The sequence below is a fragment of the uncultured Amnibacterium sp. genome (genome assembly GCF_964244015.1).
Lineage (GTDB): Bacteria > Actinomycetota > Actinomycetes > Actinomycetales > Microbacteriaceae > Amnibacterium.
Map to the genome: position 1 here is coordinate 1 of NZ_CAXTHO010000144.1, position 6,841 is coordinate 6,841.

At 74.4% G+C, this 6,841-nt stretch carries 6 protein-coding genes and 1 pseudogene; 5 read left to right on the top strand and 2 right to left on the bottom strand.

The genetic code is table 11. The annotated features are described in order from the left end of the window. Positions 1–228 (top strand): divalent metal cation transporter (locus ACFE67_RS13295; RefSeq protein ID WP_375407355.1); only part of this gene is annotated, 228 nt, incomplete at its 5' end. A 55-nt stretch (positions 229–283) separates the two neighbouring features. On the opposite strand, the gene malQ is transcribed toward ACFE67_RS13295, so the two are convergent. After that, a complete protein-coding gene (gene malQ, locus ACFE67_RS13300; RefSeq protein WP_375407356.1) occupies positions 284–2,404 on the bottom strand; it encodes a 4-alpha-glucanotransferase in 2,121 nt (706 codons plus the stop codon). Positions 2,405–2,466: 62 nt separating this feature from the next. On the opposite strand from malQ, the gene ACFE67_RS13305 reads away from it, so the two are divergent. After that, positions 2,467–3,840 carry a serine hydrolase domain-containing protein gene (locus ACFE67_RS13305; protein ID WP_375407357.1) on the top strand — a complete coding sequence of 458 codons (1,374 nt, stop codon included), beginning with the start codon at positions 2,467–2,469 and terminating at the stop codon, positions 3,838–3,840. A gap of 136 nt (positions 3,841–3,976) precedes the next feature. After that, positions 3,977–4,795: a pyrroline-5-carboxylate reductase gene (proC, locus tag ACFE67_RS13310; RefSeq protein WP_375407358.1), complete on the top strand. Its 819-nt coding sequence runs from the start codon at positions 3,977–3,979 to the stop codon at positions 4,793–4,795. A gap of 589 nt (positions 4,796–5,384) precedes the next feature. Here proC and ACFE67_RS13315 read toward each other — a convergent pair. Then, entirely contained in the window at positions 5,385–5,912 is a 528-nt protein-coding gene (locus ACFE67_RS13315; RefSeq protein WP_375407359.1) for a hypothetical protein, read from the bottom strand. A gap of 95 nt (positions 5,913–6,007) precedes the next feature. On the opposite strand from ACFE67_RS13315, the gene ACFE67_RS13320 reads away from it, so the two are divergent. Further along, positions 6,008–6,631 carry a TetR family transcriptional regulator C-terminal domain-containing protein gene (locus ACFE67_RS13320; protein ID WP_375407360.1) on the top strand — a complete coding sequence of 208 codons (624 nt, stop codon included), beginning with the start codon at positions 6,008–6,010 and terminating at the stop codon, positions 6,629–6,631. A gap of 23 nt (positions 6,632–6,654) precedes the next feature. Beyond that, positions 6,655–6,841 (top strand): annotated as a pseudogene (locus ACFE67_RS13325) (hypothetical protein); the annotation flags it as partial.

The following is a 6,841-nucleotide window of genomic DNA, read 5'->3' on the forward strand; positions in this document are numbered from 1 at the left end:
ATCGTGCTCGGCGTCGGGTTCGACCCCACGCTCGCGCTCGTGCTGAGCCAGGTCGTGCTGTCGATCGGCATCCCGTTCGCGCTGATCCCGCTCGCCGTGCTGACGAGCCGGCGGAGCATCATGGGCGCGTTCGCGAACCCGCTGGGGCTGCGGATCGGGGCGGGGGTGGTGAGCGTCCTGATCGTGACGCTCAACATCACGCTGCTGGTCCTGACCGTCTCGGGCTGATTCCGTTGTGAAGGAGTTTCCGCGCCTTCGGCGGGAAAACTCCTTCAAAACGGAATCAGCGGCGGGGGAGGACCGCCGCCAGGCGGGCCGCGCGGGCGGAGGTGAAGACGGCCTCGAGGGGGAGCGGCGCCCCGTCGGGCCCGGAGAGCGGCACGCGCCAGTTCGGGTACTCGTCGACCGTGCCGGGCTGGTTCTGGGTCCGCCGGTCCCCGACCAGGTCGACGAGCGCGGCGCCGACCAGCCGCGCCGGCGTCAGCGCCAGGTACCGGTGCAGCGCCAGCACGGTCTCCTCCTCCCCGTCCGCATCGGGAGCGAGCAGCCCCCGCCGCCGAAGCTCGTCGAGCCATGTGCGCTGCTCGGTGCTGTCCGCCTCCAGCTCCTCCTCGAGCGGGCGGGTCAGCAGCCCGAGCTCGCTCCGGAGGCGCACATGGGCGCCCTCGAGGTAGCCGGCGGTCGGCGGCAGGTCGTGCGTCGTCACCGACGCGAGGCACTGCGCACGCCAGCGCTCGGCCGGCAGCGCGCCGCCGCCCTCCGCGGCTTCGAACCACAGGATCGACGTCCCGAGGATGCCGCGGGACGCGAAGTACTCGCGCGCGGCCGGGTCCACGACGCCGAGGTCCTCGCCGACCACGACGGCCTGCGCCCGCGCGGCCTCGAGCGCGAGCACCCCGATCAGCGCCTCGTGGTCGTAGTAGACGTACGCGCCCCGGTCCGCCTCCTGCCCCGCAGGCACCCACCAGAGCCGGAACAGCCCGATGATGTGATCGACCCGCACCCCGCCCGCGTGCCGCAGCACCGCGCGGATCAGGTCGCGGAACGGCGCATAGGCGGAGGCCTCTAGCGCGTCCGGCCGCCACGGCGGCTGCAGCCAGTTCTGCCCGAGCTGGTTGAACGGGTCGGGCGGCGCGCCGACCGAGACGCCGCGTGCGTACGCGTCCCCGAGCCGCCACGCGTCCGCACCGCCCGGGTGCACGCCGACCGCGAGGTCGTGCATGACGCCGATCCCCATGCCGGTCGCGAGGGCCTTGTCCTGCGCGTGCGCGAGCTGCTCGTCGACCAGCCACTGCAGCCAGCAGGCGAAGTCGATCTCGTCGGCGTGCTCCTCCGCGAAGTCGCTCGTCCCGGGGGAGGCGGGTGAGCGGACGTCCTCCGGCCAGCTGCGCGCATCGTTGCCGTACGCCTCTGCGAGCACGCTCCAGGTCGCGAAGTCCGTCAGCGCCGTCCCCTCGCGCCGGCGGAACGCCGCCAGGTCGAGCTCCCTCCCCGCCGAGCGCGGTACGGCGAACAGCAGGCGCAGGGCCGCCCGCTTCGCGGTCCAGGCGGCGTCCCGATCGATCCGGTCGCCCTCGCGCTCGCGGATCCGGTTCGCCAGCACCGTGATCCGCGCCCGGGCCCGCGACGAGAGCGCGGCGTACTCCGGGACCGCCTCCACCCGCAGGTACAGCGGGTTGAAGAACCGGCGGGAGGAGGGGAGGTAGGGCGACGGCTCGAGCGGCGGCACCGGCTCGGCGGCGTGCAGGGGGTTGACGAGCACGTAGTCGGCGCCGAGGTCCGCACCCGCCCACACGGCCAGATCGGTCAGATCCGTGAGGTCGCCGGCCCCCCACGACCCGGCGGAGCGCACGCTGTACAGCTGCGCGGCGAGGCCCCAGCCGCGGCGATCGCCCATCCTGGCCGGCAGCCCGACGTCCGCCGGCGCGACGATCAGCGGCGCCTCGGCGGTCCGCCTGTCAGTGCCGTGCGCTCGGGAGGAGGCGATCAGGCGGTGGTAGCCGAGCGGCAGGTCGCCCGGGATCCGGAACGTCGCCTCGCCGACGACCCCGCCGTCGATCTCGCGCGGCTGGACCCAGTGGTCGACCTGCTGCAGGTCGCGGCGACCACCCGCCTCCAGCTGCACCGCGAGCTCGGCGGGCTCGCCGTCCGGCACGTGCATCCACACGAGCCGGTCGACGCCCTGCGTCGCGGTCGTGCAGGCGGGCAGCATCCGCCGCCACGGCGCGTCCCACGCCGCCTGCAGCGCCGCGATCGGATCGGCCGGATCGACGCCCAGCGCCGTGAGCACGGCGGTCAGGGTCTCGGCGGACACCGGCTGTGTCACGCCCCGCCAGTCCGTGAAGGAGGTGGACACGCGGTGGGCGCGCGCGAGGTCGAGCAGGGGACGGTCCGGCAGCGTCACGGGGCGATTCTCCCCGTCCCGTGGTGAGGGGCCGCTCAGGTGCGGCGCGGAACAGTAGGGGTGTGGCCATCCCCCGTTCGACCCCGTCCGCCCAGGGCGTCGCCGCTTCCGGCGTCGCCGCGTTCGTCGATGCGCTCGAGCGCCATCCGGGCATCGATCCCCACAGCCTGATGATCGTGCGGCACGGCCACGTCGTCGCGGAGGGGTGGTGGGCGCCCTACACGAGCGAGCGCCTCCACCTCCTGTACTCGCTCAGCAAGACGTTCATGTCGACGGCGGTCGGGTTCGCGGTGCAGGAGGGGCTGCTGTCGCTCGACGACGCGGTCGCGGACCACTTCCCCGAGTTCCGCGACGAGCTGCCGGAGGCGAGCCGCGGGATCCTCGTGCGGCACGCGCTCGCGATGGCCTCGGGCCACGCGACCGAGATGGCGCAGGTCGCGATCACGACCGACCCGCTCGAGCCGGTGCGCGGCTTCCTGCTGCACGCCCCGGAGCACGCGCCCGGCAGCTGGTTCGCCTACAACCAGCCCGCGAACTACACCGTCGCCGCGATCCTGCAGCGCGCGGCGGGCACCGACCTCGTCGGCTACCTCCGCCCCCGCCTGTTCGACCCGCTCGGCATCCCGCCGGTGTCGTGGCAGCAGTACCCGGCCGGGCGCTCGCTCGGCTTCACCGGTCTGCACGCCACGACCGAGACGATCGCGAAGCTCGGGCTGCTGCACCTGCAGGACGGTGTCTGGGAGGGGAAGCAGCTGCTGCCGGAGGGCTGGGCCGCCGAGGTGCGCACGAAGCGGATCGACACGGACCGCGAGGTGAACCCCGACTGGGCGCAGGGCTACGGGTACCAGGTCTGGATGGCGCGGCACGGCTACCGGGCCGACGGCGCCTACGGGCAGTTCTGCATGATCCTGCCGGAGCACGACGTGGTGCTCGCGATCACCTCCGCGGAGGACGACATGCAGGCCGTGGTCGATGCGGCCTGGGCGCATCTGCTCCCCGCCTTCGACGGCCAGGGTGACGAGGCAGCGGACGCGGCGCTCGCCGAGCGGCTCGCCGCGCTGACGCTGCCGGCGAGCGAGGGCGCCTCGGCGGCCTTCGGCGCGACGCCGGTGCGCTGGGAGGGTGCGGGGCTCACGGCGGCGCTCAGCGGCGACGAGGTGCAGCTCGCCGACGGCACCGTGACGCTGACCGTCCCGGTCGGTGCAGCCGGCTGGACCGTGCAGGAGGGCGACGACGCGAACCCTCCTGTCGCCGTGTCAGGGGGATGGCAGGGCGACATGCTGCAGCTCGACCTGGCCTTCCTCGAGAGCCCGCACCGCCTGCACCTCGACCTGCTCGCCGACGGCCGCATCGCGAGCCGCTGGGGCACCGTGCCGCTCGACTTCGGGATGCTCGGCTCCACGCTGGGCCAGGCGGCCCCGCGCCCCCTCGGCTGACCCGAGCACCTCGGCAGGCTCTGCTCGCTTCGGCAGGCCGGAAGCCGCCTCCACAGCCTGCCGGAGTGCGAGCAGCCTGCTCAGGTGCTCCGGCAGCCTGCTGCCGTGAGTCGGCGGGGCTGCCTACGCTCGACCCATGGCTCTTCCTCCGGTCGCCGTGCTCGGCGGCGGCTCGCTCGGTTCCGCGATCCTGACCGGGCTGGCCGCCGCCGGCCTCCGGGACCTCCGCACCACGACCCGCACCGCCGCCTCCGCGACCCGCTACGACGGCACCGCGGTCCGAGCGACGTCGCTGGAGGCGGACCCGGAGGCGAACCGCACCGCGATCGCCGGGGCCGGCATCGTGATCTCGGGCGTCAAGCCGGTGGGCACCGCCGATCTGCTGCGCGAGATCGGACCGGCGCTGGCCCCGGACGCCGTGGTCGTGAGCCTCGCGGTCGGTACGCCGGTCGCGCCGCTCGAGGCCGCGCTGCCGGCGGGGGCCCAGCTGGTGCGCGCGATGCCGAACACCCCGGTCCGCGTGCGTCGCGGGGTGACCGGGCTGGCGCGCGGCACGGCCGTCTCCGACCCCGGATTCGCGGCCGTGGAGCAGCTCTTCCGGCTGCTCGGCGAGGTCATCGTGCTCGACGACGACCGGATCGACCGCATCTCGACGATCTCGGGCAGCGGGCCCGCCTACGTCTACCTGCTGCTGGAGCGGTTCGCCGACGCCGCGGTAGCCCTCGGCTTCGGCCGCGAGGACGCGGAGCGGGCCGTCGCGGGCACCTTCTCGGGGGCGCTCGCTCTGCTCGACGCCACGGGGGAGTCGCCGGCGGCGCTGCGCCGCGGTGTGACGAGCCCGAACGGCACGACGGCGGCCGCGATCGCGGTGTTCGAGCAGCGCGACCTGGGCGGCCTCATCGCGGCCGCCCTGGATGGCGCCCTCCGCCGCGCGGACGAGCTCGCCGGCCGCTGACCCGCCCGCCAGCCGGGCGCCCAATCGCGCCGCCGTGCGACAGTCGCCCATGCGCGCCGGGCCGCAGCTGTCCCGGCGGCGGACAAATTCGCGAATCGCGCACTCCAGTCCCAATTGCGCCCGTGCGCTCCCGTGCGACTGCAGCGCGCAACTCGAGCCCGCCCTGCACCGTGGCAGCCCCGCCCTACCCCAGCCCCGCCGACCCCGCTGGTCGAGGTGCGAGCGCAGCGAGCCTCGAGACCACTCCCGGAACCGACGGACCGTCTTGGCTCCGGGCGGAGCGGCACGCGGTGGAGGCGACGAACCCGGTGATGTGGATATGGGTGAGGTGGCGACCGCGGGACGGAGCGTGCGTCCGGATCGCGTGAGCACGTTCGAAACGACTCGAATCGGGATTCGGATGCGGGCGGCCTCGCGGTGATCTCGAGGCTCGCTTCGCTCGCACCTCGATCAGCGGGGGTGGGTGGTGAGGCGGCGATCGCGGGACGGTAGGGCGTTCGGAATCGCGATTTGAGTCGCTTCTGAGCGGTCGAGGCGACTCGAATCGCGATTCGGAGACGACTTCCGTGCTTCCGGGTGATCGAGGGGGTCAGGTCGCGCCCTGGGGTGGGTCGATGAGGAGGGAGACCCGCTCGGCGACGTAGGGCTCGAGGTCCCGCGCCGCGTCGTCGCCGGCCGAGAGGCTCCAGCGCACGAGCACGCGCCCGTCCTTCAGCAGCAGCGGGCCGGCACCGCCGCGCAGCCCCTCCGGCGTCAGCTCGAGGACGGGAGCGTCGAAGTTCACGGTCGAGCCCGGCGGGAACGGGCCGCGGAACGCCGCGGCGCGGACCTCCCTGCGCTCCTCGGCCGAGACGGCCATGTGACCTGGATGGCCCGGCGGCACCGCACGCGTCACCGATCCGGTGGCCCGCACCGTGCCGTCGTCACCGAGCAGCAGCACCCCGAGCCGCCAGCCTCGTCCGATCGGCCGGAAGCGCGCACCTCGCGGGATCCCGAACCGGCGGGACGCCGGATCGAACGACGCGATCGCCTCGTGCCCCACCGCGGCCGCCGACAGCCGCGCCGCGGCGTCTGCGAGCACCGCGCGGGCACGCTCGATCGCCGCCTCGTCCTCCACGTCGGGAGCGTAGGCCCCCTGCTCTGGGGGCACGCGTCGGCCGATCCGATGGTCGCGCCGCGTCGAATCCCCTCCAGAACCCGAATGGAGTCCGCGTGCGCCACAGCAAGTACCGACACCTCGACCCGGAGGAGGTGTCCATCGCGGCCGTCGGCGTCGCCTTCGACCTCGGCCTCCACTCGGTCACCCCGGCGACGGTCGCGACTCGGCTGCGCGCGGCGGAGCGAGCGGTGTCGGCCGTCTGGCCGGACGCCGACGAGCTGGTCGCGGCCACGTTCTCGCGGATCGTCGTCGCCGAGCTCGCGGAGGTGAAGCGCGAGGTCCTCGCGAACCCGTCCCCGGTGCTGCAACTGAGCGTGCTGCTCGACACCCTGGCGGCACCGGACCGGGTCGACGTGGACTCGATCTGGCTCGAGTCCTGGAGCCTCGGCCGCCGCAACGCGGCCCTCGGCGGCGCCGTGCGGTCGGAGGAGCGGGCGTGGCACACGTTCGTCGCCGCCGTGATCCGCCGCGGCGTCACCTCGGGCGACTACCTCGAGATCGATCCGGACGAGGTCGCCACCCACCTGCTCGCCCTGCTCGACGGCGTCAACGCCTACTCGCTGGTCGGCTACCGCACCGGCCCGGACCGCCTCCGGCTGCTGCACGCGGCCGCCAGCATGCACCTCGGCAGCGGCTTCGCACCCGGCACCGAGTCGGCCAGGCTCATCGCCCGCTGAGCGGCGAGCGGCATGCTCGGCGGGTGCTCACCCGCTTCTTCGACCGCCTGGCCGACCTGCAGTCGAGGACCCCGCCCGACGCGGAGTTCCTCTACGACGCCGCGACACCCGGCGGCGCGCTCCGGCTGCAGAACCTCCGGCACTACCTCGACCTCACCGCGGGCGCCTCGACGCTGCTCGTCGGGGAGGCACCCGGCTGGCGGGGTGCGA